This window comes from Albidovulum sp. (assembly GCF_049646345.1).
Lineage (GTDB): Bacteria > Pseudomonadota > Alphaproteobacteria > Rhodobacterales > Rhodobacteraceae > Albidovulum.
On record NZ_JBARVQ010000604.1, the window covers coordinates 1 to 2,066 of the forward strand.

Below are 2,066 nucleotides of genomic sequence, written 5' to 3' on the forward strand. Positions count from 1 at the left end.
CGCGGTGGCGGCCTGATCCTGCATTTCCGGGTCGACAGTGGCGCGGATTGTGAGACCACCGCCAAAGAACTCCGCTTCGCCAAAGCTTTTCGACAGCTGGCGGCGAATTTCATCGGTGAAGTAGTCGCGTGGCGGCAGGCCGGATTTGAACGAGGCGAAGTCGCCGCCCTGTACGGTCTTCAGGGGCGCAGCCTGTGCCGCCTTAAACGCATCCGCATCGATATAGCCGTTCTGGAACATCTCACGCAGCACGTAGTTGCGCCGGTCAATGGCGGCCTGGCGATTGTGGACCGGATGGTAGCTGTAGGGCGCTTTCGGCAGGGCCGCGAGATAGGCCGCCTCCTCGACCGTCAGCTCCGACAGGGTCTTGTTAAAATAGGTCTGCGCGGCAGAGGCCACCCCGAAAGAGAGAAAACCAAGGTCGATTTCATTCAGGTAAAGCTCAAGGATCTTGTCCTTTGAGAGCGTATCGACGAGGCGGGTGGAGAGCACGAGTTCCTTGATCTTGCGTTCAGCGGTGCGGTCGCCGCCCAGCAGAAAGTTCTTGGCCACCTGCTGCGGAATGGTCGAGGCGCCGCGCAGGTTCTTGCCGCGCGATTTGACGGCATCCCACAGGGCACCGGCCATACCGCGCGCGTCAAAGCCTTGGTGCGAATAGAAATTCTTGTCCTCGGCCGAGATGAAGGCCCATTTAACGACATCCGGAATGTCCTCGATCGGTGCGAAGATGCGCCGTTCGGTGGCAAACTCGTCCATCAGACGGCCCTCGCCGGAATAGATCCGGCTGATCGTCTTCGGGGTGTATTGCGCAAGATATTCGTGATCCGGCAGATCGCGGCTGTACATCCAGAAGACGGCGCCGACCGTCAGCGCGGCAAAGACCGCGCCGGTGACGATCCAGCTGAAGAAACCGCCAAAGAAGGACAGGATGAAACGGGTCACGAAGGGCACACTCCTGGCTGAACAGGCTGTCTATATAGTGCACCTGTCTGCCCGTCAAAACAACTTCCCCTCAGGGGAAGTTCCCGGCGCATATCTGCGCCGGGTCGATTTTTCGTCGAAAAATCGCGCCTGCCGCACGGGCTTTACTTCCGGATCAACCTTGCTTCGGCGGCGTCGTCCCGCGCCCAGCTTTGCAGGGCGGCGAGAATCGCGGCCTGCATCCGCCGCCGCCATTCGGGATCGTTCAGCCGCTCGCGATCCTTTTGCGAGGACAGGAACCCGACCTCCAGCAGAACCGACGGGATGTCGGGGGACTTCAGCACCGAAAACGCGGCCTTCTGGATCGGATGGCGGTGGAGCCTTATCCCCGCCCCCCGCGCCGCATCGGTCACGGCTTTGGCCAGGCGTTCCGACCGGGGTTGGGTTTCGGCCCGCGCGAGATCCATCATCACCCGAGCCACGCTGTCATCCTGACGCGACAGATCGACCCCTGCCAGCAGGTCCGCCCGGTCATGACGCTCGGCGAGTTTGGCTGACGCGGCGTCGCTGGCCGCGTCGGCCAGAAGGTAGACCGTGGCCCCTGTTGCCCGCCCCTCGGCCAAGGCATCGGCATGAAGCGACAGGAACACATCTGCGCCAGCCGCGCGGGCAAGGCTGATCCGGGTTTCAAGTGGCACGAACACATCCGCCTCGCGCGTCAGCACCGGTCGCATTCCCGCCGTTGCCAGCACCCCCGCCAGTTCCCGTGCGAAACCGAGCATCACATCGGCTTCGAACACGCCGTCCGCCTCGGCACCGGGATCAATGCCGCCATGACCCGGGTCAAGCACCACAACCAGCGGCGCCTCGCCGGTCTGACGGCGTTTCGGTTCACCAACGATGGCCGGTTCTGGCAGAGACCACCGATCCGCATCGGGCCGGGCGGTCGCCGCGAGCTTCTCAAACACAGGTGCCGGGACCGGCACCAGCCGAACGCGAATCCGGGCGGCGCCCTGTTCATCCTCGCGCTCCTCGGCGCTTTCGATCCGGTGGGGGCCGTCAAGTTCGGCGACGATCCGCGTCCAGCCGGGCCGGATCGTGCCAAGGGCAAGTCCGGTCACATGGCGCGAGGTATTGAGAGGCGC

The 2,066-nt window shown here is 63.6% G+C and carries 2 protein-coding genes; both read right to left on the reverse strand.

Annotation, left to right across the window (positions count from 1 at the left end):
• Positions 1-942: transglycosylase domain-containing protein (locus tag WBB85_RS15785; protein ID WP_432639557.1), on the reverse strand; the 942-nt coding region annotated here is incomplete at its 3' end.
• A 143-nt stretch (positions 943-1,085) separates the two neighbouring features.
• A partial coding sequence (locus WBB85_RS15790; protein WP_432639558.1) for an N-acetylmuramoyl-L-alanine amidase family protein occupies positions 1,086-2,066 on the reverse strand: 981 nt, incomplete at its 5' end.